This window comes from Nocardia sp. BMG51109, assembly GCF_000526215.1.
In the GTDB taxonomy this organism is placed as follows: domain Bacteria; phylum Actinomycetota; class Actinomycetes; order Mycobacteriales; family Mycobacteriaceae; genus Nocardia.
Genome location: NZ_JAFQ01000004.1, coordinates 7,061,400 through 7,085,608 on the forward strand (window position 1 = coordinate 7,061,400; position 24,209 = coordinate 7,085,608).

The 24,209-nt window shown below is 70.6% G+C and carries 19 protein-coding genes; 5 read left to right on the forward strand and 14 right to left on the reverse strand.

All coding sequences use genetic code 11. The annotated features are described in order from the left end of the window. The first annotated feature begins 5 nt into the window (after nt 1–5). Entirely contained in the window at nt 6–788 is a 783-nt protein-coding gene (locus tag D892_RS0133245; protein WP_198037048.1) for an META domain-containing protein, read from the forward strand. Continuing rightward, nucleotides 785–3,220 carry a thiamine pyrophosphate-dependent enzyme gene (locus D892_RS45795; RefSeq protein ID WP_024805389.1) on the forward strand — a complete coding sequence of 812 codons (2,436 nt, stop codon included), beginning with the start codon at nt 785–787 and terminating at the stop codon, nt 3,218–3,220. Before D892_RS0133245 ends, D892_RS45795 begins: the two co-directional genes overlap by 4 nt. A gap of 10 nt (nt 3,221–3,230) precedes the next feature. On the opposite strand, the gene D892_RS0133255 is transcribed toward D892_RS45795, so the two are convergent. Then, complete coding sequence (locus tag D892_RS0133255; protein WP_024805390.1) at nt 3,231–4,439, reverse strand: cytochrome P450; 1,209 nt, start codon at nt 4,437–4,439, stop codon at nt 3,231–3,233. A gap of 92 nt (nt 4,440–4,531) precedes the next feature. On the opposite strand from D892_RS0133255, the gene D892_RS0133260 reads away from it, so the two are divergent. Further along, nucleotides 4,532–5,344, forward strand: coding sequence for an SAM-dependent methyltransferase (locus D892_RS0133260; protein ID WP_024805391.1), 813 nt, complete (start codon nt 4,532–4,534; stop codon nt 5,342–5,344). A gap of 175 nt (nt 5,345–5,519) precedes the next feature. On the opposite strand, the gene tpiA is transcribed toward D892_RS0133260, so the two are convergent. The 9 genes from tpiA to D892_RS0133310 form a co-directional block, all read right to left on the reverse strand. Continuing rightward, nucleotides 5,520–6,305, reverse strand: coding sequence for a triose-phosphate isomerase (gene tpiA, locus D892_RS0133265; RefSeq protein ID WP_024805392.1), 786 nt, complete (start codon nt 6,303–6,305; stop codon nt 5,520–5,522). Next, the gene (gene pgk / locus D892_RS0133270) at nt 6,305–7,525 is read right to left on the reverse strand and encodes a phosphoglycerate kinase (RefSeq protein ID WP_024805393.1); all 1,221 of its coding nucleotides are present in this window, start codon (nt 7,523–7,525) and stop codon (nt 6,305–6,307) included. Before pgk ends, tpiA begins: the two co-directional genes overlap by 1 nt. Before the next feature lie 4 nt (nt 7,526–7,529). Beyond that, nucleotides 7,530–8,549 (reverse strand): type I glyceraldehyde-3-phosphate dehydrogenase, encoded by a 1,020-nt coding sequence (gene gap, locus D892_RS0133275; protein WP_024805394.1) that lies wholly within the window; start codon nt 8,547–8,549, stop codon nt 7,530–7,532. A 176-nt stretch (nt 8,550–8,725) separates the two neighbouring features. Continuing rightward, nucleotides 8,726–9,484 (reverse strand): hypothetical protein, encoded by a 759-nt coding sequence (locus tag D892_RS49410; protein WP_024805395.1) that lies wholly within the window; start codon nt 9,482–9,484, stop codon nt 8,726–8,728. Nucleotides 9,485–9,738: 254 nt separating this feature from the next. After that, entirely contained in the window at nt 9,739–10,722 is a 984-nt protein-coding gene (whiA, locus tag D892_RS0133285) for a DNA-binding protein WhiA (RefSeq protein ID WP_024805396.1), read from the reverse strand. Beyond that, a complete protein-coding gene (gene yvcK, locus D892_RS0133290) occupies nt 10,713–11,954 on the reverse strand; it encodes a uridine diphosphate-N-acetylglucosamine-binding protein YvcK (RefSeq protein ID WP_024805397.1) in 1,242 nt (413 codons plus the stop codon). The genes whiA and yvcK overlap by 10 nt, the downstream gene beginning before the upstream one ends. Beyond that, on the reverse strand, nt 11,951–12,940 hold the full coding sequence (gene rapZ / locus D892_RS0133295) for an RNase adapter RapZ (RefSeq protein WP_024805398.1): 990 nt from the start codon (nt 12,938–12,940) through the stop codon (nt 11,951–11,953). Before rapZ ends, yvcK begins: the two co-directional genes overlap by 4 nt. A 126-nt stretch (nt 12,941–13,066) precedes the next feature. Continuing rightward, on the reverse strand, nt 13,067–15,205 hold the full coding sequence (gene uvrC, locus D892_RS0133305) for an excinuclease ABC subunit UvrC (RefSeq protein ID WP_024805399.1): 2,139 nt from the start codon (nt 15,203–15,205) through the stop codon (nt 13,067–13,069). Nucleotides 15,206–15,587: 382 nt separating this feature from the next. Then, entirely contained in the window at nt 15,588–16,445 is an 858-nt protein-coding gene (locus D892_RS0133310) for a LysR family transcriptional regulator (protein WP_024805400.1), read from the reverse strand. 71 nt (nt 16,446–16,516) lie between these two features. On the opposite strand from D892_RS0133310, the gene D892_RS0133315 reads away from it, so the two are divergent. Then, nucleotides 16,517–17,521 carry a bile acid:sodium symporter family protein gene (locus D892_RS0133315; RefSeq protein WP_024805401.1) on the forward strand — a complete coding sequence of 335 codons (1,005 nt, stop codon included), beginning with the start codon at nt 16,517–16,519 and terminating at the stop codon, nt 17,519–17,521. A gap of 100 nt (nt 17,522–17,621) precedes the next feature. Here D892_RS0133315 and D892_RS0133320 read toward each other — a convergent pair whose 3' ends face one another. The 3 genes from D892_RS0133320 to D892_RS0133335 all read right to left on the reverse strand — a co-directional run bounded on the left by D892_RS0133320 (nt 17,622) and on the right by D892_RS0133335 (nt 21,665). Beyond that, nucleotides 17,622–18,068 carry a hypothetical protein gene (locus D892_RS0133320; RefSeq protein ID WP_024805402.1) on the reverse strand — a complete coding sequence of 149 codons (447 nt, stop codon included), beginning with the start codon at nt 18,066–18,068 and terminating at the stop codon, nt 17,622–17,624. 98 nt (nt 18,069–18,166) lie between these two features. Continuing rightward, complete coding sequence (locus D892_RS0133325) at nt 18,167–20,101, reverse strand: CocE/NonD family hydrolase (protein WP_084161869.1); 1,935 nt, start codon at nt 20,099–20,101, stop codon at nt 18,167–18,169. 286 nt (nt 20,102–20,387) lie between these two features. Then, nucleotides 20,388–21,665 (reverse strand): winged helix-turn-helix domain-containing protein, encoded by a 1,278-nt coding sequence (locus D892_RS0133335; protein ID WP_024805405.1) that lies wholly within the window; start codon nt 21,663–21,665, stop codon nt 20,388–20,390. A gap of 123 nt (nt 21,666–21,788) precedes the next feature. Here D892_RS0133335 and D892_RS0133340 point away from each other — a divergent pair, with 123 nt between their 5' ends. Beyond that, complete coding sequence (locus D892_RS0133340; protein ID WP_024805406.1) at nt 21,789–23,459, forward strand: FAD-binding dehydrogenase; 1,671 nt, start codon at nt 21,789–21,791, stop codon at nt 23,457–23,459. 38 nt (nt 23,460–23,497) lie between these two features. Here the strand turns inward: D892_RS0133340 and D892_RS0133345 are convergent, their stop codons facing one another. Further along, nucleotides 23,498–24,187, reverse strand: coding sequence for an HAD family hydrolase (locus tag D892_RS0133345; protein ID WP_024805407.1), 690 nt, complete (start codon nt 24,185–24,187; stop codon nt 23,498–23,500). Nucleotides 24,188–24,209: the final 22 nt, after the last annotated feature.

The window sequence follows — 24,209 nt, forward strand, 5'->3', positions numbered from 1 at the left end:
GCGGCATGTCGGCGATGCTGCGTCTCGTTCCGGTCCTGGTCGCGCTCGGGCTCGCCGCCGCATGCTCGTCCGGCGCCGACGACGAGCCCGCACGGCCCGCACCGACGCCGATGGGGCGCACCTTCGTCTCCACCGAGGTCGAGGGCACCCCGATCCCCGGCGGCGGGCCGCTGGAACTCCGCTTCGCCGACGGCCGGGTGTCGGCCACGTCGGGGTGCAACACCAGCAGCGGGCCGGTGGCGTTCGAGGGCGATGTGCTGCGGGTGTCGGGTCTGGCGTCCACCCTGATGGCCTGCCCGGACGAGCGGGCCGGCGCCGACGATTGGCAGAACCGGCTGCTGCAGTCGGGGCCCCGGTGGAAGCTGTCCGGCGACACCCTGACGCTGACCGGCAGCACCGCCACCGTCACGCTGCTGGACAAGAAGGCCGCCCGGCCGGACCGATCGCTGACCGGCACCACCTGGGTCGTCACCGCCCTGCTGCGACCGGAGGGCCAGGTGCGCTCGCGCGCCCTCGACGAGGCGCGCCCGACCCTCACCATCGCCCCCGACGGGCAGGTGTCCGGTAGCGCCGGATGCAACCGGATGACCGGCCACGCCGATATCGCCGGCGCCGAGGCCACCTTCCGGATCGCCACCACCAGGATGGCCTGCCCGCCGGAGGTGATGGAGGTCGAGCGGCAGGTCCTGGAGGCGCTGGACGGCAAGACCTCCGCCACCGTCGACGCCGACACCCTCACCCTGCGCAATGCCGCCGACGACACCGGGCTGATCCTGCACGCCCAGTGAGTGCCCACCGCCGCACCACCACGGGAGAAGCGATCAACGAACGGGAAGCCGAACTCGACCGGAGGTTCCGCACCGCGGTCGCGGATGCCGAACCCGGATCCCGCCGTGCCGCAACGGATCCGATTCGGCCGGGCTCGCCCTACACGGCGGCGGACTGCCTCGGCTACTTCGACGCGCAGGCGACCAGCCGCCATCTCGACCTGGCCGCACGGCAGCTGACGGCGTCCGGCCGCGGGTACTACAGCATCGGCTCGGCGGGTCACGAGGGCGACGTGGCGGTGGCGGCCGCGCTGCGCACCTCCGATCCCGCACTGCTGCACTATCGTTCGGGCGCGTTCTTCGTGCACCGCAGCCGGCAGGTGCCCGGCTCGGATCCGGTCCGCGACGTCCTGCTCGGCGTCGTCGCGGCGGCCGCGGACCCGATCTCCGGCGGGCGGCACAAGGTGTTCGGCAGCAAGCCGGCCGCGGTGATCCCGATGACCTCCACCATCGCCTCGCACGTCCCGCGCGCGGTCGGCCTCGCGTTCGCGCTGGACCGCGCCGCTCGGCTCGGCCGGTTCACCGAATGGCCGCCGGATGCCGTGGTGCTGTGCGGTTTCGGCGACGCCTCGGCCAACCACTCGACCGCCGCCGGGGCGATCAATGCCGCGATTCACACCGCGCACCAGCGGATTCCGATGCCCGTGCTGTTCGTATGCGAGGACAACGGGGTCGGCCTCAGCGTGCCCACCCCGCCCGAGTGGATCGAGTACGCCTACGGATCCCGGCCCGGCATGCGATATTTCAGCGCCGACGGGGGCAACCTCCTGCAGGCGCTGTCGGTCTCGGCGCTGGCGGTGAACTGGGTCCGGGAGCATCGCGAGCCCGCCTTCCTGCGGCTGCGCACCGTGCGGCTGCTGGGACATGCCGGATCCGACGTCGAATCCGCCTACCGGCGCACCGGCGACATCGCCGCCGATCTCGAGCACGATCCGCTGGCCGCCACCGCCCGCCTGCTGATCACCGCCGGTGTCGCCGGCGCCACCGAGGTGATCGACCGCTACGACGCCATCGGCGCCCACGTCACCGAGGTCGCCGACCGCGTCGCGCGCGCACCGAAGCTGGCCTCGGCCGCGGCGGTGATCGCACCGCTGGCCGCCGGCGATCCCGACCTGGTACGCACCGACGCACGGCGCTCGGGACTCCTGCCCGGCGGCGTGCCGGCGGCCGGAATCACCGGGCCCGCAGGGGAAACCCGCGATGACACCGCGGAAGCACCCGCAGCACAGCGGGATCGGCGCTCCGGCTCCTCGAGCCCAGATCCGGCCGCCCGGCGCGCGACCGGATCGCACGGCCGCGGCGACCGCGAGAACGGTGCCGTGCCGCAGGCATCCGGCCGCGATCCGGGCGCGAGTCGCGAGGGCGAGGCGGACGCCGGCTCGTCCCCGGTGACTCTCGCACAGGCGATCAACCACACGCTCGCCGCCCTGCTCGAGCGCGACGACGACGTCTTGGTGTTCGGCGAGGACGTCGGCCGCAAGGGCGGGGTGTACGGCGTCACCAAGGGACTGCAGAAAACGTTCGGGGCGCGCAGGGTTTTCGATACGCTGCTCGACGAGCAGAGCCTGCTCGGCACCGCGCTCGGGGCCGGACTGGCCGGATTCGTGCCGATTCCGGAGATCCAGTATCTGGCCTACCTCCACAACGCCCTCGACCAGATCCGCGGCGAGGCCGCCACGCTGTCGTTCTTCGCCACCGGCCGGTACCGCAACCCGCTCGTGGTGCGCATCGCGTCCTATGCCTACCAGAAGGGTTTCGGGGGACATTTCCACAACGACAATTCCGTTGCGGCACTGCGGGATATCCCCGGCGTGGTGGTCGCCTCCCCCGCGCGCGCCGACGACGCGGCGGCCATGCTGCGCACCTGTGCGTCCGCCGCGCGCGTGGACGGCCGGGTGTGCCTGTTCCTCGAGCCGATCGCGCTGTACCACACCCGCGACCTCTACGAATCCGGCGACGACGGCTGGCTGGCGCCGCCCACCGCCGAACCCGTCGACATCGGCCGGGCCCGGATCCACGGCGACGGCGCCGATCTCACCGTCGTCACCTTCGCCAACGGCGTCCCGATGAGCCTGCGCGCCGCACGCCGCCTGTCCGGCCGCGGAATTCGCGCCCGCGTCCTCGACCTGCGCTGGCTGGCACCGCTTCCCGCGGACGATCTGCTGGCGCACGCCCGGGCCACCGGCCGGGTGCTGATCGCCGACGAGACCCGCCGCAGCGGCGGCGTCTCCGAATCCGTCTGCGCCGCACTGCTGGACGCCGGATTCGACGGCCGGATCGCCCGCGTCACCAGTGCCGACAGCTTCGTCCCGCTCGGTCCGGCGGCGAATACCGTGCTCCTGGACGAGTCCGCGATCGAGACCGCCGCGGTCACACTGTGCGGCCGCAGCTGAACGACCCGCGTCAGCGCAGGGTGACGGTGGTCGGCATCGCCGCGAAGCCGCGGTTGTTGGAGGAATGGATCCGCCGCAGGCCGCCGGGATCGATATCGAAATCGGCCACCCGCGCCACGATCTCACCCAGTGCCACCCGCAGCTCCAGCAGGCCGAGGTTCGCGCCCAGGCAGTGGTGCCGGCCGCCGCCGAACACCAGCGCCGGCCCGGTGTCGCGGTCCAGGTCGAAGGTGTCCGGATCCGCGAAGACCTCCGGGTCCCGGTTCGCCGAGCCGCTGAGCAGGAGCATGCGCGCACCGGCGGGGATCGCCACCCCGTGCAGTTCGACCGGCGCGGTGGTGGTGCGCAGGTTCGACTGGGTCGCCGGGTCGTAGCGCATGCCCTCCGAGATCCAGTCGTCGATGCGGCCGCCGAGCGCCCGCCGCCGCTGCTCCGGATGCTGCCAGGCCGCATGCCAGAGGTTGCCGAGGGTGAGCATGACGGTCTCGCTGCCGGCACCGACCAGCAGGATCAGCACGCCGACGATCTCCTCCGGCGTCAGCCGGTCGTCGCCGTCGGCGGCGTCGAGCAGGCCCGACAGCAGGTCGTCGCGGCGGTGCCTGTTCCGCTCGGCGGTCAGCTCGGTGTAGTAGCCGACCAGCTCGCCGATCGCCCGCATCGCCTCCGGCCGCAGGTCGGTCGACTCCTCGTCGGTGTACATGATCTCCATGCCGAGGTCGCGCACCAGCTCCCGGTCGCTCTCCGGCACACCGACCAGTTCCGAGATCACGTCGGTCGGAAAGATGCTCGCGAACTCGGTCATCAGGTCGAAGCCGCCCCGGTCCAGCAGCGGTTCCAGCAGGCCGCGGACCAGCTCGCGCAGCCTCGGTTCCAGCGACTGCACCCGGTGCTGGGTGAACGCCCGCGCCACCAGCCCGCGCATGCGGGTGTGCTCGGGGGGATCCATGGCGACGAACGAGAAGAACCGGCCGGCCTGCGGGCCCCAGAACGCCGGCTCCATGCGCAGCCCGTTCACGCTGGAGAACAGCGCCGAATCACGCTGCGCCGCCGCCACATCGGCATGCCGCGACAGCGCCCAGAAGTCGTCGGTCTCGTTCCGGAACACCGGTGCGTGCTCGCGCAGCCGGGCGTAGTACGGGTACGGGTCGGCGTGGACATCGAAGTCGTAAGGGCTGTAGTCGTAAGGGCTGTAGTCGTAGGGGCTGTACTGCAGATGCATCGCAAGCCTTCCGGACGGTGCGACGGGGGCGCTACCGGTTCTCCCACCCTGGGCTGACATCATCACAGTAGTCGAGAGGAAGGAGAGCGGGCGTGGACTCCGAACAGGCCCCTCCCGGGATCGATGCCAGCAAGCCGCACCCGGCGCGCCGGTACGACTACTGGCTCGGCGGCAAGGACAACTTCGAAGCCGACCGGGAGTCGGCGGAGATGGTGGCCGAGGCCTTCCCCAGCGTCCAGTTCTCCGCCCTCGAGAACCGCGCGTTCCTCCGGCGCGCCGTGACCTACCTGGCCGACGAGGTAGGGATCCGGCAGTTCCTGGACCTCGGCACCGGGCTGCCGACCGCCGGCAACGTGCACGAGATCGCCCAGGAGATCGCGCCCGATTCACGGATCGTCTACGTCGACAACGATCCGATCGTGGCGACCCACGCCCGCACGCTGCTGCACGGCAGCGACGAGGGCCGCACCGCCTATATCGAGGCCGACATCCGCGACACCGAGCGCATCCTCACCCACCCCGACCTGCGCGCCACCCTGGACCCGACCCGCCCGGTGGCGCTGATGCTGCTCGCCGTCGTGCACTTCCTCACCGACGAGGACCGGCCCCGCGAGGTGGTCCGGCGGCTGTGCGACGCGCTGCCGCCGGGCAGCTACCTGGTGATGAGCCACGCGACGAGCGACCACCTCACCGCCGAGGATCTCGCCGAGAGCGAGGAGGCCAACCGGCGCAGCGGAATTCCGTTCCGATTACGCTCCACCGCCGAGTTCAGCCGCTTCTTCACCGGAATGCAGGTGGCGCCGCCGGGGATCGGCTCGATCACGGCGTGGCGGCCGGAGAGCTGGCGGGCCCACCCCAGGCCCGAGGCCGTGTCCATGCTGGGTGCGGTGGCCCGGATCGGATGACACGACAGCGTCCCGGCGTGCCTTCCGAAACCGGCCACCTCTGGTGAACCGTCCGGGAGTCACGCCGGGACGCTGTATCCGGTTGTACCGCAACGAGTTACGGGGCGACTGTGCCGCGCCGGGTCACAGAGCGACCGTGCCGCAGCGGGTCACAGGGGGACCGTACCGCGCCGGGTCACGGAAGCGGGCCACCGGCCGCGATGGCCGAGAGGGTGGCGAACTCGTCGCCCTTCAGCGATGCGCCGCCGACCAGTGCGCCGTCGATATCGGTCTGACCGATCAGCTCGCCGACGTTCTTGGCATTCACCGAGCCGCCGTACAGCACCCGCACCGTCGCCGCGATCTCCGCGTCCGCCAGCTCCGCCAGCTCGGCCCGGATCGCGCCGCACACCTCCTGCGCGTCGGCGGGGGTGGCGACCTGACCGGTGCCGATCGCCCATACCGGCTCGTAGGCGACGACAACCTTCGAGATCTCCTCCGCCGACATACCCTTGAGCGAACCGCGCAGCTGCTCCAGGTTGTACCGGACGTGCGTCTGCGCCTCGCGGACACCGAGGCCCTCGCCGATGCACACGATCGGGGTCATCCCGTTGTCGAGCACCTTCTTGGCCTTCGCCGCCACGGTGGCGTCGTCCTCGTTGTGGTACTGCCGCCGCTCCGAATGGCCGACCACCACGAAGCTGCAGCCCAGCTTCGCCAGCATGGGCGCGCTGACCTCACCGGTGTAGGCACCGGAGGCGTGCGTCGACACGTCCTGGGCGCCGTAGGTGAGCAGCAGCCGGTCGGCCTCGACCAGCGTCTGCACGCTGCGGATATCGGTGAACGGCGGGATGACCGCGACGTCGACCTTCGCGAAGTACTTGCCCGGCAGGGCGAAGGCGATCTTCTGCACCAGCGCGATGGCCTCGAGATGGTTGAGGTTCATCTTCCAGTTGCCGGCGATCAGCGGCTTACGAGCCATCACTCGGCCTCCTGTTCCAGAACGCTGATACCCGGAAGTTCCTTGCCCTCCAGGTATTCCAGCGACGCGCCGCCGCCGGTCGAAATGTGCGAGAACCCGTCGTCCGGCAGGCCGAGCGCGCGCACGGCCGCGGCCGAATCGCCGCCGCCGACCACCGAGAAGGCACCCTTGCCGGTCGCCGTCACGATCGCCTCGGCGACTCCGCGGGTGCCCGCGGCGAACTTCTCGAACTCGAACACGCCCATCGGGCCGTTCCAGAAGATCGTCTGTGCCTCCGTCAGCAGTGCCGCGAACCGCTTCGCCGATTCCGGGCCCACGTCCAGACCCATCCAGCCGTCGGGAATCTCGTTGGCGGCCACGGTCTTCGACTCGGCGTCGGCCGCGAACCGCTCACCCACCACGATGTCGACGGGCAGGTGGATGACGTCGGCGTAGCGGTCCAGCAGATCGCGGCAGGTGGCGATCATCTCCTCCTGCAGCAGCGACGAACCGACCGGAAGACCCTGTGCCGCAAGGAAGGTGAAGCACATGCCGCCGCCGATCACCAGGGTGTCGACCTTCGGCGCCAGCGCCTCGATGACGGCCAGCTTGTCGGAGACCTTGGATCCGCCCAGCACCACGGCGTACGGGCGCCGCGGGTCGGCCGTCAGCGTCCGCAACACGTCGACCTCGGCGGCGACCAGCGTGCCCGCGTAGTGCGGCAGCAGCTTCGCCACGTCGTAGACCGAGGCCTGCTTGCGGTGCACCACGCCGAATCCGTCGGAGACGAACGCGCCGTCGTCACCGACCAGCTCGACCAGCGCCAGCGCCAGCTTGCCGCGCTCGGCGTCGTCCTTGCTGGTCTCGCGCGGATCGAAGCGGATGTTCTCCAGCAGCAGCACGTCGCCGTCGGTCAGGCCCTCCGACCGCGCCAGCGCGTCCTGGCCTACCACGTCACCGGCGAGCTGCACGTTGCGGCCCAGTTCCTCGGCCAGCCTGGTCGCCACCGGGGCCAGCGACAGCGCCGGATCGGGTGCGCCCTTCGGGCGGCCGAGGTGCGCGGTCACGACGACCTTGGCACCGGCCTCGGCCAGCGCCCTGATCGTGGGCGCGGAGGCGACGATCCGGCCCGGGTCGGTGATCGCGCCGTCGTCGAGGGGAACGTTGAGGTCGGAGCGCACCAGCACGCCCCTGCCCTCGACGCCCTCGTCCAGCAGGTCCTGAAGTGTCTTGACTGCCATAGGTTTACAGCGACTTGCCGACGAGGCCGATCAGGTCGGCCAGGCGGTTGGAGTAGCCCCACTCGTTGTCGTACCACGAGCTGACCTTCACCTGGCCGTCGATCACCTTGGTCAGCGGCGCGTCGTAGATCGACGAGTGCGGGTCGGTCACGATGTCGCTGGAGACGATCGGGTCGGTGCTGTACTTCAGGATGCCCTTCAGCGGGCCCTCCGCGGCCGCCTTGAACGCGGCGTCGATCTCGTCGACCGAGGCCGGCTTGCGCAGGTCGGCGGTCAGGTCGGTGATCGAGCCGGTCGGGACCGGCACGCGCAGCGCGTAGCCGTCCAGCTTGCCGTTCAGCTCGGGCAGCACCAGGCCGATGGCCTTGGCGGCGCCGGTGCCGGTGGGCACGATGTTCAGTGCGGCGGCGCGGGCGCGGCGCGGGTCCTTGTGCGGGCCGTCCTGCAGGTTCTGATCCGCGGTGTAGGCGTGGATCGTGGTCATCAGGCCGCGCTCGATGCCGAACGAGTCGTTCAGCACCTTGGCGAGCGGGCCCAGGCAGTTCGTCGTGCAGGACGCGTTCGAGATGATGTTCTGGCTGCCGTCGTACTTGTCGTCGTTGACGCCCATGACGACGGTCAGGTCCTCGCCCTTGGCGGGCGCGGAGATGATCACCTTCTTGGCGCCGGCGGCCAGGTGCCCCTTCGCCTTCGTGGAATCGGTGAAGATACCGGTCGACTCGACGACCACGTCGACGCCCAGGTCGCCCCACGGCAGCGCGGACGGGCCCTCCTTGATGGCCAGTGCCTTGATCCGCTGGTCGCCGACCACGATGGTGTCGTCACCGTCGAGCGAGACGTCCTTCGGCAGGCGGCCCAGGATGGAGTCGTACTTGAGCAGGGTCGCCAGCGTGGCGTTGTCGGTGAGGTCGTTGACCGCGACGATCTCGATATCCGTGGTGCCGAGCGCCTTCTGCGCTTCGACCGCCCTGAAGAAGTTCCGACCGATGCGGCCGAAGCCGTTGATGCCTACCCGGACAGTCACGTTATCGCTCCTCAGTTTTCAAGCGGATTCGTTCCGTTGCAGGTCCACCCTAATGCCCGCGCATTACCTCGACGCGATACCCCTGCCCACCGTGAACCGGAGGCGGCACAGGACGATCCGACGCGTCGCGCGCGTACGCACGCCGGTCGGATGCCCCATTGTGCGGGACGGTCCCGTCACCGGTCGCGGTCGAGTGCCCTCAACACGAGAACCTTCAACTCGGCCATCCCCTCCTCCGTGGCGCGCTGATAACCCCGCAACTCCCCGCGCAGCGAGTCCAGGCCGGTTGTCAGCCGGTGATCCAGCCGATCGAACTTCACGTCGCATTCCCGCCGAAGCTCCGCCAACTGCAGCCCGAGCGCATTGGTCATCTCCCGCTGCACATCCGCCTTCGTCTCCAGCGAAGACTGCCGCCCTTCCAGCGCGACCTGCCGTTCGACCATCGCCCCCTGCCCCGCCTCCAACGACACCTGCCGCCCCTCCAGCGACGCCTGCCGCCCCACCAACAACGCCTGTCCCGCCTCCAACGACACCTGCCGCTCCACCAACAACGCCTGCCCCTCCATCAGCGACGCCTGCCCCGCCTCCAAGGAAGCCTGTCTCTCCACCAACGACGCTTGCCCCGCCTCCAAGCAAGCCTGTCTCTCCACCAACGACGCCTGCCCCGCCTCCAAGCAAGCCTGTCTCTCCACCAACGACGCTTGCCCCGCCTCCAACGACGCCTGCCCGTCGACCAAGGACGCCTGTCCCTCGGACAAGGACACCTGCCCTGCCTCCAACGCCCCGAAACGCTGCGAGTTCTCCTCGTGGTGGGCGTTCATCGTCTCGCCGAGTTCGCGCACGGCCGCAATCGTCGCCGCTCGCTCCTCTCGATCCTCGGCCCGCCCGGCTTCCAACGCGGCCACCCTCGTCTCCAGTCGAGCCACTGTCGTCATTCCCGATCCCCCTTCGCGAATTCGGCATCCCTCCGATGCGGTGCGATGAAGCTACCGCACCGGACCGACATCGAGGACGGCTTCGAGCAGTACCCGCGAATATCTGTGGAGCGCTGCGAAGATGTGGACAACGCCCGCTTCGCATCCTCGGCGCGCGGGCCGAAAGCAGTTGGCCCCCAAAACCATTACCACCCCCGTGAAGCACGACTCGCGTGCGTGGGACGGGCCGGTCGTGGTCGACCGGCCCGCCTCGGCTACGCGTCTTCGAGCAGTTCGGCCGTCACGGCCGACTCGGTGTCGGGGATGCCCAGTTCCTTGGCGCGGCGGTCGGCCATCGACAACAGACGCCTTATCCGGCCCGCCACCGCATCCTTCGTCATCGGCGGATCGGCGAGCTGGCCCAGCTCCTCCAACGACGCCTGACGGTGCTGCACACGCAGTCGACCGGCTGCCGCCAGATGGTCGGGCACGTCCTCGCTGAGGATCTCCAGGGCGCGCTCCACCCGTGCGGCCGCCGCCACCGCCGCGCGCGCCGACCGGCGCAGGTTGGCGTCGTCGAAGTTGGCCAGCCGGTTGGCGGTCGCCCGGACCTCCCGGCGCATCCGGCGCTCCTCCCAGGTCAGCCGGGTGTCCTGGGCGCCCATCCGGGTCAGCAGCGCGCCGATCGCCTCACCGTCGCGCACCACCACCCGGTCCGTGCCGCGCACCTCGCGGGCCTTCGCCGAGATGCCCATCCGGCGCGCCGCGCCCACCAGCGCCAGCGCCGCCTCCGGCCCCGGGCAGCTCACCTCGAGCGCCGAGGACCGCCCGGGCTCGGTCAGCGAGCCGTGCGCGAGAAACGCTCCGCGCCAAGCGGCTTCGGCATCGCCGAGACTGCCGCCGACCACCTGCGCGGGCAACCCGCGGACCGGCCGCCCGCGGACGTCCAGCAGCCCGGTCTGCCGGGCGAGCGCCTCGCCCTCCTTCGACACCCGCACCACATACCGGGAGGTCTTGCGCAGACCGCCGGCACCCAGCACGTGCACATCGGAGCCGTAGCCGTACAGCTCGAAGATCTCACGGCGTAGCCGGCGTGCGATGGAACCCATGTCCACCTCGGCCTCGACGATCACTCTGCCGCCGACGATGTGCAGGCCGCCGGCGAACCGCAATAGCGCCGACAGTTCCGCCTTGCGTGAACTCACCTGCGAGACCGACAGACGGCTAAGCTCGTCCTTGACCTCGGCTGTCATCGCCACGAGACCCGCTCCTTTCCACCCAACGCGGACCGCACCTGCTGGCCCATGTGCCGTCCTTCGACTCGAAGCCTTGCTGATTCCGGCCGAGGTTGCCGAATCACCTGATCCAGTGCGGCGGCAAGCTTTCCAGGGTGGTGCCGGTCCGTACCCGCCTCGGCGACATCAGCGAAGGTTACTCGCGCACGCAGCTGTTCGGCAGCTCTTGCCACATGTTCGCGTTCCCTACCCTCCGGTACGGACCCGGAATCCACCACCACGTGGTCGACCGCGAAATCCGGTGCGTGCTGGGACAATACATGCAGGTGCCGCTCGGCGGAGAATCCGGCCGTCTCGCCGGGCTCGGCAGCGAGGTTGAGCACCAGCACTTTTCGGGCCCTGGTATGGACCAGCGCCTCGCGCAGGCCGGGCACCAGCACATGCGGAATGACGCTGGTGAACCACGATCCCGGCCCCAGGACGACCACGTCGGCGTGCTCGATCGCCGAGGTGGCCTCCGGGCTGGCCGGCGGATCGGACGGGATCAGGCGCACCCGGCGCACCTTGCCCGGCGTGGTCGCCACCGCGACCTGGCCCCGGATGCAGCGACTCACCCGCGGATCGGCCTCCAGCCCCGACACGTCTGCCTCGATGGTCAGCGCGATCGGCGACATCGGCAGTACCCGGCCACTGGTGCGCAGTATCCGGCCCACCTCGTCCAGCGCCGCGACCGGATCGCCCAGCACCTCGGTCAGCCCCGCCACGATCAGATTGCCGACCGAATGCCCGGCCAGGGCACCGGTACCACCGAAGCGGTGCTGCACCGCACGAGCCCAGACCCCCTCGGTGTCCTCGGCCAGCGCGGCCAGCGCCATGCGCAGATCGCCCGGCGGCAGCATGCCCAGCTCGGCCCGCAGCCGCCCCGAGGAACCGCCGTCGTCGGCGACGGTCACCACCGCGGTGATGGTGCGGGTCAGCCGCCGCGCCGCCGACAGGGTCGCATACAGCCCGTGGCCGCCGCCCAGGGCCGCGATCGCCGGCTCGGATTCGCCGTCCGGTGCCGCGGTTTTCGGTTCGCGGCCCGCCGCCGAACCGGATTCGCCGTTCGCCGCGGTGCTCAGTTCACCGTTCGCCGCGGTGCTCAGTTCACCGTTCGCCGCGGTGCTCAGTTCACCGTTCGCCGCGGTGCTCGATTCGCGGCCCGCCGCGCTACTGGATTCGTGGTCCGCCGGGGTCTCGGTTTCTCCGTCACTCATTCGCGCCCCAGATCCCGGTGCACCACCCGCACGACATCGCTGGGATCGGGGTCTCTGTCGCGGAGCAGTTCGCCCAGCGCCTCGGCTATCGCGACGCTCCGGTGCTTGCCGCCGGTGCAGCCCACTGCCACGGTCATGTATCGCTTCCCCTCTTGGCGGTACCCGTTGGTCGTCAGATCGATCAGGTGCGAACAGGTCCGCAGGTAGTCCTCGGCGCCCGGGCGGGACAACACGTACTCGCTGACCACCGCGTCCTGTCCAGTGTGTTCGCGTAGTTCCGGTACCCAATGCGGATTGGGTAGGAAACGCACATCAAACACCATGTCGGCGTCCAGCGGAACTCCGTACTTGAAACCGAACGATTGGATTGTGATCTGCAGGGCCGCCGGCACACCGCCGCCGTAGGCCTCCTCCAGCCGCCGGTGCAGCTGGTGCACCGACAGCGCCGTGGTGTCGATGACCAGGTCGGCGGCCGTCTTCACCCGCGACAGCCGGGCGCGTTCGGCCGCGATACCCGCCGTCAGGGTGCCGTCGGCGCTCTCGCTCTGCAGCGGATGCCGGCGACGGGCGAAGCCGAACCGGCGGATCAGCACGTCGTCGGACGCCTCCAGGAACAGTACCCGGGTGCGCACGCCGGCGCCGCGCAACTGTTCGGTGACCGCGGACAGATCGCCGGTGAAGAACCGGCTGCGCACGTCCATCACCAGGGCGAGCTTGCGGATCGGCGGATCGGCCGAGCCGCCCAGCTCGACCATCCGCCCGATCAGCTCCGGCGGGAGATTGTCGGCGACGTACCAGCCGAGGTCCTCGAGCACCCGGGCCGCGGTGCCGCGGCCGGCGCCGGACAGGCCGGTGACGATCACCACCTCGACATGCTCACCGTGGCCTGCGGCGGGGGCGGGGCCGGCCGCCTCGCTGCCGGACTGCGGACGCGCGGGCCCCGGCGACGGGGTCGCCGGGCTGCTGTTCGATTCGACGCTGGTCATGTCCTACCGGATCCGTGTCTGCGTGTCCTTCGATCATGCTGTCCTGCGACCGGGCGCGTCGTCCGACACGCGGCAGGAAACCGAGACGTGACCGTTTCCGTCATCCGCAACCACCGCCGGGCGCCGTCATCCGCCGTTCGCCTCGCCCGCGTTCAGGGCTGCCAGCACGGCCTTGGCCGTCGCCACCCCGATACCCGGGACCTCCGTGATCTCCTCCACCGTAGCGGTACGCAACCGGGCGACCGACCCGAAGTGCGTGACCAGCGCGGTGCGCCGGGACTCGCCGAGGCCCCGCACCGAGTCCAGCGCCGAGGCCGTCATCCGGCGCGAGCGCTTGCTGCGATGGAAGGTGATCGCGAAGCGGTGCGCCTCGTCGCGGACCCGCTGCAGCAGATACAGCGATTCGGAATTGCGCGGCATGATCACCGGATCGGATTCGCCGGGCACCCACACCTCCTCCAGGCGCTTGGCCAGGCCGATCACGGCGACGTCGGTGATGCCCAGTTCGTCGAGCACCTCGGCGGCGGCGTTCACCTGGGGCGCGCCGCCGTCGACGACGTACAGGTTCGGCGGATAGGAGAACCGGCGCGGCCGGCCGGTCTTCGGGTCGATGCCGGGCGGAATGTGCGGTTCGGCGTCCCCGTCGCTCTCCTCGCCGCCGGGGCTCCCCGGGACCGGCAGTGCCGCACCGGCCGGACCCGGTTCGGCTCCCCCGTCCTCCGCCGGACCGGACCGCAGCTCCGCGGCTTCCGTCTCGTCGAGGTCGCGGCGCAGCCGCTGGAACCGGCGCCGCGTCACCTCGGCGATGCTGCCCACATCGTCGGAGCGGCCCTCCCCGGCGGCCTGCTTGATCGTGTAGTGCCGATACTCGGACTTGCGCGCCAGGCCGTCCTCGAACACCACCAGCGAGGCCACCACATCGGTGCCCTGCACGTGGCTGATGTCGACGCATTCGATCCGGAGCGGGGCGCTGTCGAGATCCAGCGCGTCCTGAATGCCTTGCAGCGCGGCGGATCTCGCGGTCAGGTCGCCCGCCCGCTTCAGTTTGTGCTGGGCCAGCGACTCGGTTGCGTTGCGCTGCACGGTCTCGATCAGCGCCTTCTTGTCGCCGCGCTGAGGCACCCGCAGCTGCACCGCGGAGCCGCGCAGCTCGGACAGCCAGTTCTGCACCTGCTCCGGCTCCCCCGGCAGCACCGGCACCAGTACCTCCCGCGGCACCACCGTCGCGGGCGTCTCGGTGTCGGTGTGCTCGGCGAAGGCCGCCTGCTCCCCGTAGAACTGGGTGAGGAACTGCTCGACCAGGGCCGGCAGCTCACCGCCCGCCGCGGCGCCGCCCCGGCCGCCGACACCCGCCTCCGAGCCCGACCAGCCCAGGTCGGCCGCGTCACCGGACTTGTCCACCACCCAGCCGCGCTGGCCGCGCACCCGGCCGTCGCGCACGTGGAAGATCTGGACCGCCGCCTCCAGCTCGTCGGTGGCGAACGCGATCACGTCGGCATCCGTGCCGGTGCCCAGCACGACCGCCTGTTTCTCCAGGGCGCGCTCGAGCGCCTGCACGTCGTCGCGGCGGCGGGCGGCCGTCTCGAAATCCAGTTCCGCTGCCGCCGTCTGCATCTCGCGCCGCAGCTCGCGCACCATGCGGTCGGTGCGGCCGGACAGGAAGTCGCAGAAGTCCTCCGCGATCCGGCGGTGCTCCTCGGCGCTCACCCGGCCTATACACGGCGCCGAGCACTTGTCGATGTATCCGAGCAGGCAGGGGCGGCCGATCTGACCGTGCCGCTTGAAGACTCCCGCCGAGCAGGTGCGCACCGGGAACACGCGCAGCAGCAGGTCGACCGTCTCGCGGATGGCCCAGGCGTGCGCGTACGGGCCGAAATAGCGCACGCCCTTCTTCCGCGCGCCCCGGTACACGAACACCCGCGGGTAGTCCTCGTTCATGCTCACCGCGAGCATCGGATAGGTCTTGTCGTCGCGGTAGCGGACGTTGAAGCGCGGATCGAACTCCTTGATCCAGTTGTATTCCAGCTGAAGGGCTTCCACCTCGGTGGTGACCACCGTCCACTCGACGCTCGCGGCGGTGGTGACCATCTGGCGCGTCCGCGGATGCAGCACGGCGATATCGGCGAAGTAGGAGTTCAGCCGGTTACGCAGGCTCTTCGCCTTGCCGACGTAGATGACCCGCCCATACGCATCCCGGAATTTGTAGACGCCGGGCTCGACGGGAACGGTCCCCGGCGCCGGCCGGTACGTCGCTGGATCTGCCACGCCCTAAAGCCTATCGACAGCCCCCGACACCACCGGCGATGCCACAGGCCGGGCCGGCCGGCCGATTCGACGCCCGGCCCCTGTCACGCGGGACCGAGGGAACCTCGGATACGAGTCCCGCGCGCTGGAGACAGCCCGCCGGGACAGGTGCCCGGGTTCCCGAGCGTCTTGCCGATCGAACCCGCGCCCGGGCGGGATCCGTCCGAGCCGCACCGGAATCGTCACTGCGGCCGGACCGCCCTGCCGCACGGCGGTACTCGCGTAACCGGGCCGCCGTTCCCGGTGCCCGCGCATCGGCAACCTGCTGCGGCAGGCTCAGCCCCGGCGCGGAATCCGCTACCCGGCACGACGGTCCGCTCGCCGCTCGACGGCGATCCGCCGATCACGTCCGCTGTAGCCGGCGGGCGTTGGTCTTGATCGCGGCGCACAGGGCCCGCTCCGGTTCGGACAGGCGGCTGCGGCGGCGCAGCAGGACGAACTCGAGGTCGCCGAGGTCCGGGAGGCGGGCGTCCTCGACGGTGAAAAGCCCGGCGGGCAGCAGGCTTTCGGCATGGACGATCACGCCCAGCCCGGCCAGCACCGCCGCGCGCAGGCCCAGCTGGCTGTCGCTGGTGCAGGCGATGCGGCAGGTGCGGCCCTCGCGCTCCAGCGATCGCAGGGCGATGTGGCGGGTCAGGCTCGGCGGCGGATAGGTGACCAGCGGGACCGGATCGTCGAAACCCGTTGCGCCCGAACGGCCCGCCCACACCAGCCGGTCGCGCCACAGCAGCTCGCCGTGCCGCTCCCCGGGCAGCCGCTTGCCGACGACCAGATCCAGCTCGCCGGCCGCCATCCGGGTCTTGAGGTTCTCGCTGAGCCCGACGGTCAGCTCCAGGTCGACGCCCGGGTGCGTGCGCTGGAACTCCAGCAGCACATCGGGTAGTTCGCGGGCCATCACGTCGTCGGAGGCGCCGAACCGGATCAGGCCGGTCAGCCGCGAATCGGAGAAATAGCGCTCGGCCTGGGCCTGCGCGTCGAGGATGGCGCGGGCGAAGCCGACCATCGCGGCGCCGTCGGCGGTCAGGGCCAGATTGCGGGTGTCGCGGCGGAACAGCTCCCGCCCGGTCGCCTGTTCGAGACGGGCGACGTGCCCGCTGACGGTGGACTGCCGCAACCCGAGCAGGCGGCCCGCCGCGGTGAAGCCGCCGGCGCGCTCGACGGCGAGAAAGGTGCGCAACAGGTCGGGATCGAACACACTTATCACGGTACGCGTTCGGAATTATCACTCCCAACGCCTTTCGCGATCAGTTTGCCGGGTCGTACGGTACCTGGGTGAAGTTCCTCGCCAAGCTGCGCATCGATGCCTTCATGCTCGGCTTGCTCGCCAGCGTGCTGGTGGGCATCGTGCTCCCGGCGCGCGGCGGCGCCGCCGACGTCCTGGACTGGGCCACCAAGATCGCCATCGCGGTGTTGTTCCTGCTCTACGGCGCCCGGCTGGAACCGCGCGAGGCGCTGGCCGGCCTGCGGCACTGGCGCCTGCACGCGAGCGTGCTGACCGTGACGTACGTGGTGTTCCCGCTGCTCGGGCCGGCGCTGCGGCTACTGGTGCCGTCGGTGCTCACCACCGAGCTGTACACCGGCGTGCTGTATCTGTGCCTGCTGCCGTCGACCGTGCAGTCGTCGATCGCGTTCACCTCGATCGCCCGCGGCAATGTCGCGGGGGCGGTGGTGAGCGCGTCGCTGTCGAATCTGATCGGAGTGTTCGCCACGCCCCTGCTGGTGATGCTGCTGATGGACGCCGCCGGGGGCGCCTCGGTCTCGCCGGGCTCGATCGGGCTGATCGTGGTCCAGCTGCTGCTGCCGTTCCTCGCCGGTCAGCTGCTGCGCCGGTGGCTGACCGGGTTGCTGCGGCACACCGCGGTGACCAAGGTCGTGGACCGAGGCTCGGTGTATCTGGTGGTGTACGCGGCCTTCGGGGCCGGCATGGTGGAACACATCTGGAGCGGCCTGTCGCTCATGGCCCTGGCCGGCGTGGTCGGTGTCTGCGCCGCACTGCTGGCCGTCCTGCTCGGCGTGACCTCGATCGGTGGCCGGCTCCTCGGTTTCGACCGCGCCGACCGCATCGTGCTGATCTTCTGCGGATCGAAGAAGAGCCTGGCCACCGGGCTGCCGATGGCGACGGTGCTGTTCGCCGGGCATCCGGTGGGCCTGATCGTGCTGCCGCTCATGATCTTTCACCAGATCCAGCTGTTCACCTGCGCGGCGCTGGCCGGCCGCTGGGGGCGGGCGGCCGATTCCGCGGCGGCGCAACCGGTTCCGGCGGGCGCGCCGGGCTGAGCCCGCGGGTGCGCCTCGGGGTGATGATGACAGGTCCGTTATTGCTGAGCCCGGTCACAGACCGCAGGCCGAGGGCCATAGACCGCGGGCCGACCCCCCGTTACAGACCGCGCACGTACCGGAGCGTGTCCTCGACGGCGGCCAGGTCGATGTCGAGGTTCGGGTCGCGGTCGATCGCCTCGCGGAGTTCCTGCATCGACTGGTCGAGCGTGCTCCGGCGGGCCAGCTTGATCAGCTCCTGGCGCACGTAGTCGCCCAGCGGCGATCCGGCCGCGGCGGCGCGGCGGCCGAGCACGCTCCACGCATCCGCAGGCACGTCGTAGGTGTGGATCAGGGCCATCGCGCCCTCGTCGAGCGCGGGCGCGGGATGCTCCGGCCGCTCCGCGTCCAGGAACTCCACGACCGAATCTATCGGCGCGCGGCGCGCGGCCAGCCCCGTCAGCTCGCGACGCACGTAATCCACCACCGGCATCTCGGCGTAGCGGGCGCGGCGCCGCAGCACCTCGGCCGTTTCGGCGGGGAGATCCTCCATCTCGATGCGCGACATGAGGCCACGCTAGGCGGGGTTCGGTCGGTCGGCAAGCGGTACCCGGTAACCCAGCGCGTCACCGACGCGGTACCCCAGCGCGTCACCGACGCGGTGGCCTAGTGGGTCATCGGAAAGGTCGCGCTGCCCTCGTCGCCGGCGGGGATGATCGGCAGCACCACCGACGACGGGTGTTCGGCGTCGTGCAGGATCGTCTGGGTGGCGCCCTGCACGGCGGCGCTGCTCCCGAACGGCTCCCCCGTATTCGGATTCGGCGCGTACTGCGGATAGTCGCTGCTCGAAATCTCCACGCGCACACGGGAACCGGCGGGCACCAGGTAGCTGGTCGGCCATACCTCGATCGTGTACCGGTACGGCTGCCCGGGCACGGCCGGCACCGGATGTTCCAGCGAGTCGCGCAACGACGTGCGCAGGATGCCGTTGTTGAGGTTCACCGTCGAACCGTCCGGCGCGACGGCCACCAGCTTCGCGGTGAAGTCGGTGTCCGGGGCCGTCGAGGTGGCCCACAGCCGCACCGTCGTCGGCCCGGTGATCTCGGTGTCGGACGGCATCGGCTCGGTGGTGTAGGTCAGCACGTCGGAGCGTTGTTCCACCGCACCCTGATCGTAGGGACCCTGGGGTCCCGACGACGCCCCACAGCACGAGTGCCCGCCCGCGCTGGGGACGGGATTCAGCGGGTCGTAATAGTACCGGTCCGGCTGCTGCGGCTGTTTCGGCGGCTCCGGGACCAGGGCGCCCTTGCGGACACCCATCCCGACACCGCCGGGACCGGACAGGTAATAGGTGGTCCACCGGGTGTTCGGCAGCGGCCACGCCGGAGCCGTCTTCCACTTGTCGGCACCCATCAGGTAGTAGTCGACGGCGGGCTGTCCGGACACCGTGTTGTCGGCGCCCTTCAGGAATCGGTCGAACCAGGTGAGCATCAGCTCGTTGATCGGGCTGTCGCCGGCCGGGCCCGCCGCGGCGAGCTTGGGCGCCGCGATACCGCTGCCCGGCCGGCCCCAGCCGACGTGGTCCCAGGGACCGATCACCAGACGCTGATTGCGCCGGGCCTCCTCGGAGCCGCCGCGGCCGACCATGCCGGTGAAGTTCTCGATGCCGCCGGTGAGAAACGCGTCGTACCAGCCTTCGACGTCGAGCACCGGCACGCGCACATTCTCGTAGCGGTCCCGGATACTCCACTGCTTCCAGTAGTCGTCGCGGGTGGAGTGGCGGATCCAGTCGTAGAACCACGGCGCGACCACCGGATCGCCGGGGTGCAGCGGCGGGAATTGCCGGTACGGGCGAAATGCCTGCCACCGGGTGTAGTCGCCGCTGTCGGCCAGCAACTGCTTCGCGGTCGCGGTGTCGCCGCGGTTCTCGGCCGCGGACCGGCCGATGGTCCCCATCGCCCATGGCTCGACGAATCCCAGCCGGAAGGCGCCGCCGTCGTAGGTCCAGCCGTCGTAGTAGTCCGAGGACGTGTTGGCGGGCACGATGGTGGCCAGATGCGGCGGCGTGCGCACGGCGGCCAGCCATTGGGTGGCCCCGACGTAGGAGGAGCCGTACATGCCGACCTTGCCGTTCGACCCCGGCAGCGCCGCGGCCCATTCCACCGAGTCGTAGCCGTCGTCCATGTCGCTGCCGAATTCGGTGAACGTGCCGCCCGAGGCGCCCTGACCGCGAATGTCCTGTACGACAACGAGATAGCAGTGCGAGGCAAACCACTCCGGCGTCTGGTACCGGTACGGCTGGACCTGCGGCGAGCCCTTGCCGTACTGGGTCCGCATCAGGATCACCGGCACCGGGTCGGCGGTCCGCGGCCGGTACACGTCGGCCTGCAATACGACGCCGTCGCGCATCGTGGCGGGAACGTTCTCCTGCTTGCTGACGGCACAGTCGCCGCGCCCCTCGGCGGGCGGCCACGGGCCGGCCTCGTGCACCGCGCTCGGCCCCGGCTCGGATCCCCCGCAGGCCACCGCGACCAGAACCGTAACCGCCACCAGCGCACCGCTCCGGACAATTCGACTGCGTCGCAGACGATTCGACGACATCTGCCGAAGGTAGCACCGCAGGGAAGCGTCCGCGAGAAAGTAATAACACCGCAGCCGAATGGCCATACCCTGTGCCACACCGGTGGCAGGCGCCTCCGCCGTACCCACCGAGAGTCACGCTCTCACCAGACCGCCGAGGCATGCACCAGCATCCGCCCGGCCCGGCCGACCGTCGAGCACCGACCCCACCCCGAGGCGGCTTCCGATCGGCGGGCATCGGCTGCATCATCGAAAAACCGAGTGCAGCAGGCGATTCCATACGAGATCCCACCCCGGCCGAACCCGGTCAGGCGGAATTCGAACGCCCGCCGGCCGACGCCGCGGTCCGACGGCGGCGCCCGGACGGACCGCATACCGCACGCAGGGCATCGGCGAGGTCGCCGCGCTCGCCGACCTCCAGGGTCTCCAGCTCCAGCCAGTCGGCCATCTCCCGCAGCGAACCGGCCAGCGCCGTGACGACGGCGGCGGCATCCCGCCCGCTCTCGGCGAAGACACCGGGGACCAGCAGCCGGCCGGTGGCGCGCTCGGCGCGCAGGTCCACCCGGGCCACCAGTTCGCCGTCGAGCAGGAACGGGAACACGTAATAGCCGTGCACCCGCTTGTGCTCGGGGGTGTAGATCTCGATGCGGTAGTGGAAATCGAAGATCCGCTCGGTGCGCGGGCGGAAGAAGATCAGCGGATCGAACGGGCACAGCAGGGCCGCGCCCTCGACGCGGCGCGGCGTGCGGGCGCCAGCGCGCAGGTAGGCCGGCCGATCCCAGCCCGAGACGGCCACCTCGTCCAGTTCGCCCGCGTCGACCAGGTCCGCGATGGCCGGCTCGGTCTGGCGCCGGTGCAGCCGGTAGTAGTCGCGCAGATCGGCCTCCGTGGCGATGCCGAGCGCGCCGGACGCGCGGCGCACCAGTTCCCGCACGGCGTCGGGCTCGTCGATCTCGCGGGCCAGGATGTCGGGCGGGATCACCCGCTCGGTGAGGTCGTAGTAGCGCTGGAAACCGATGCGCTTGTCCACCGACAGCTCACCCGTGGCGAACAGCAACTCGCAGACCACCTTGGTGTCGCTGTAGTTCCAGCCCCAATGGCCCTTCGTGCGCGGCCGGTCCAGCTCCAGATGCTTCTCCACCTCGCCCGCCGTGCACGCGCCGAAATCCCGGATCACCTCCAGCACGTCCTTCGGCAGGCCCGGGTTGCGTTCGAGCACCCGCACGGCACCACCCCAGCGCCCGTCGCGATACCGCGACATCCGCCAGCGCAACAACGGCCAATCCTCGACCGGCAGCAGCGCCGCCTCGTGCGCCCAGTACTCGACCAGCCGCCGCGGCCGCCGGGCGCTGTGCCGCCAGGCCATCTCGTCCAGGAGGTCGCGGTCGTAGCTGCCGATCCGGCTGAATACCGGCGCGTAGTGCGCCCGCACCACCGCCGAGACCGAATCCAGTTGCAGCAGTTGCGTTCTCTCCAGGGCTCGGTGAATCGACCGGCGGTTCGCCCCCGGGGCCGGGCGCGGTCCGGCGAATCCCTGGGCGGCGAGCGCGGTCCGGCGGGCTGCGGCGGCGGTCATCGTACGCACGAAGGAACCATCCCACGAACCACCGACAGATTCGCCGCGGCACCGGCGGCGACCGACGTGGCCGCGATCATCGCCGGTCGATACACTCGTGTATCCATTCCACCCGAGCGCGGAGGAGTTCCCGTGGCGCCGTCACAGCAGCCGGATGTCATCGTCGTCGGAGCCGGGCTCGCCGGGCTCGTGGCCACCTATGAGCTGACCCGGGCCGGGCGCCGGGTGCTGGTGCTGGACCAGGAGAATCGCAACAATCTCGGCGGGCAGGCGTTCTGGTCGCTGGGCGGGCTGTTCTTCGTGGACAGTCCCGAGCAGCGGCGGCTGGGCGTGCACGACTCGTTCGAGCTGGCCTGGCAGGACTGGCAGGGCTCGGCCGGATTCGACCGCGACGACGAGGATCACTGGGCACGGCAGTGGGCGCGCGCCTACGTCGAGTTCGCCGCCACCGAGAAGCGGCAGTACCTGCACGATCTCGGGCTGCGGGTGACACCGCTGGTGGGCTGGGCCGAACGCGGCGGCGCCACCGCCGACGGGCACGGCAACTCGGTGCCGCGTTTCCACCTGACCTGGGGCACCGGCCCCGAGGTGGTGCGGGTGTTCCTGGAACCGGTGCTGGCGGCCGAGCGGCGCGGCCTGGTCGAGTTCGCCTTCCGGCACCGGGTGGACGAGCTGATCGTCGAGGACGAGGCGGTGGTGGGCGTGCGCGGCGGCGTGCTCGAACCGACCGAGCTGGAGCGCGGCCGGCCATCGTCGCGGAATACCGTGGGCGAGTTCGAATTCCGCGCACCGGCGGTGATCGTCGGTTCCGGCGGCATCGGCCACGACCACGACCTCATCCGCGCGAACTGGCCGACCGCGCGGCTGGGTCCGTGCCCGCGCACCATGATCTCCGGCGTGCCCGCGCACGTGGACGGGCGCATGCTCGCGATCAGCGAGAGCGCGGGCGGGCGGATCGTGAACCGGGACCGCATGTGGCACTACACCGAGGGCATCAACAACTGGGATCCGATCTGGCCCGACCATGCCATCCGGATCATTCCCGGGCCGTCCTCGCTGTGGTTCGACGCGCACGGAAAGCGCTTGCCCGCACCGTGTTTCCCCGGATTCGACACCAACGCCACCATGAAGGCCATCCTGGACACCGGACACGACTATTCGTGGTTCGTGCTGACCCAGTCGATCATCGAGAAGGAGTTCGCGCTGTCGGGCTCCGAGCAGAATCCGGACATCACCGGCAAGGACAAGAAGCTGACGCTGCGCAGCCGGCTCGCCAAGGGCGCACCCGGCCCGGTGGAGGCGTTCAAGCGGCACGGGGCCGACTTCGTGGTCGCCGATACGCTGCGCGAACTCGTCGACGGCATGAACGAGATCGCCCGCGGGCCGCGGCTCGACCACGACGACCTGGAGCGCCAGATCGTCGCGCGCGACCGGGAGGTGGCCAACAAGTACGGCAAGGACGCGCAGCTGATGGCGGTCGCGAACGCCCGCCGCTCGCTCGGCGACCGGCTGGGCCGGGTCGCGGCGCCGCACCGCATCCTGGACCCGGCGCACGGACCGCTGATCGCCGTCCGGCTCAACATCCTGACCCGAAAGACGCTGGGCGGCTTGCAGACCGACCTGAATTCGCAGGTGATCCGCTCGGACGGGTCGCCGTTCCCGGGCCTGTACGCCGCCGGCGAGGTCGCGGGGTTCGGTGGCGGCGGCGTGCACGGATACAACGCGCTGGAGGGCACCTTCCTCGGCGGCTGCATCTTCTCCGGCCGGGCCGCCGGCCGCGCCCTCGCTCGCACACCGCGCTGAGCCGGCGGGTGTGGCCGGCGCCGCTTCGGCGGCCGGTGTCAGACGGTCAGGCCGTGCTCGGCCAGCGCCCTCCGCAACCCGTCGGGACGATCCGCCGTCGGCCGCGGATCGACCCAGGCGAAGCGGCAGCCGAGTGCCGTTGCGCCGCCGTCGTTCTCGCGGCTGTCGCCGACCATCAGCGCGGCCTCCGGGGCGACGCCCATCCGATCGAGAGTCCATTCGAAAATCCGCGGATCGGGTTTCATCGCACCGATCTCGTAGGACAGCGCATACAGCGCGACATCGGATTCCCAGCCGTTCGCGGCGAAGGACGGGCGCACGTCGAAGGCGATATTGCTGACCACCGCGACCGGAATACCCTGGGCGTCCAGCGATTTCAGTACGGCACCGGTATCGGGGTAGGGAGTCCACGCCAGCGGGTCGACCATCCACGCGTACAGCCGGTCGGCCTGCGGCTGCGCCACCCCGGATTTCAGCAGCACCTGCATGTAGGCCTCGCGGTGCAACTCCGGGCTGAGGTCCCGGTGCTCCCAGGCGTACAGCCCGCGCTCGTCGAACGGCACCACCCGTTCGGCGGCGGGGGTCGTCATCCGGTGCAGGATCGCGGCCGACTCGTCCGCGTTCATCGGGTTGCCGCCGTCCGTCGCCAGGTCGGCGGGCAGGGACCCGTCACCTTCCAGTCGGAAAAGCGTCCCGGAGAAATCGAAAAGCACCGCCTCGATGGTCACCGGGCCAGCGTACACAAATCGT

Coding starts and splice junctions, on each gene's coding strand:
- D892_RS0133245 (WP_198037048.1), top strand. CDS start 6: ATGTCGGCGATGCTGCGTCTCGTTCCGGTCCTGGTCGCGCTCGGGCTC.
- D892_RS0133255 (WP_024805390.1), bottom strand. CDS start 4,439: ATGCATCTGCAGTACAGCCCCTACGACTACAGCCCTTACGACTACAGC.
- tpiA (WP_024805392.1), bottom strand. CDS start 6,305: ATGGCTCGTAAGCCGCTGATCGCCGGCAACTGGAAGATGAACCTCAAC.
- pgk (WP_024805393.1), bottom strand. CDS start 7,525: ATGGCAGTCAAGACACTTCAGGACCTGCTGGACGAGGGCGTCGAGGGC.
- D892_RS49410 (WP_024805395.1), bottom strand. CDS start 9,484: ATGACGACAGTGGCTCGACTGGAGACGAGGGTGGCCGCGTTGGAAGCC.
- yvcK (WP_024805397.1), bottom strand. CDS start 11,954: ATGAGTGACGGAGAAACCGAGACCCCGGCGGACCACGAATCCAGTAGC.
- rapZ (WP_024805398.1), bottom strand. CDS start 12,940: ATGACCAGCGTCGAATCGAACAGCAGCCCGGCGACCCCGTCGCCGGGG.
- D892_RS0133320 (WP_024805402.1), bottom strand. CDS start 18,068: ATGTCGCGCATCGAGATGGAGGATCTCCCCGCCGAAACGGCCGAGGTG.
- D892_RS0133325 (WP_084161869.1), bottom strand. CDS start 20,101: ATGTCGTCGAATCGTCTGCGACGCAGTCGAATTGTCCGGAGCGGTGCG.